The organism is Planobispora rosea, assembly GCF_014648175.1.
GTDB lineage: Bacteria > Actinomycetota > Actinomycetes > Streptosporangiales > Streptosporangiaceae > Planobispora > Planobispora rosea.
Window position 1 is genome coordinate 1 of the sequence record NZ_BMQP01000137.1, and the last position, 877, is coordinate 877.

The window sequence follows — 877 nt, forward strand, 5'->3', positions numbered from 1 at the left end:
CATGGAATACCGGGCCGCCACCGACGCCGGGGACGTCATCAACGCCGACAAGGCCGGTGTGGTCGAAGAGGTCTCGGCCGACTACATCACCGTGATGAACGACGACGGCACCCGCACCACCTACCGGGTGGCCAAGTTCAAGCGCTCCAACCAGGGCACCTGCTTCAACCAGAAGCCGATCGTGGCCGAGGGCGACCGCATCGAGGCCGGCCAGGTCATCGCCGACGGCCCGTGCACCGATGACGGCGAGATGGCGCTGGGCAAGAACCTGCTGGTGGCGTTCATGCCGTGGGAGGGCCACAACTACGAAGACGCCATCATCTTGTCCCAGCGCCTGGTCCAAGACGATGTGCTGTCTTCGATCCACATCGAAGAGCACGAGGTCGACGCCCGCGACACCAAGCTGGGCCCCGAAGAGATCACCCGCGACATCCCCAACGTCTCCGAGGAGGTGCTGGCCGATCTGGACGAGCGCGGCATCATCCGGATCGGCGCCGAGGTGGTGCCCGGCGACATCCTGGTGGGCAAGGTCACGCCCAAGGGCGAGACCGAGCTGACCCCGGAGGAGCGGCTGCTGCGGGCGATCTTCGGGGAGAAGGCCCGGGAGGTGCGCGACACCTCGCTGAAGGTGCCGCACGGTGAGCAGGGCAAGGTCATCGGGGTGCGGGTGTTCTCCCGTGAGGAGGGCGATGAGCTTCCCCCCGGGGTCAACGAGCTGGTGCGCGTGTACGTGGCGCAGAAGCGTAAGATCACCGATGGGGACAAGCTGGCCGGCCGGCACGGCAACAAGGGCGTCATCTCCAAGATCTTGCCGGTGGAGGACATGCCGTTCCTGGAGGACGGCACTCCGGTCGACATCATCCTCAACCCGCTGGGC

Annotated in this window: 1 pseudogene; it reads left to right on the top strand. The window is 66.5% G+C overall.

The features are described from left to right. Nucleotides 1–877 (top strand): annotated as a pseudogene (locus IEZ08_RS39100) (DNA-directed RNA polymerase subunit beta); the annotation flags it as partial.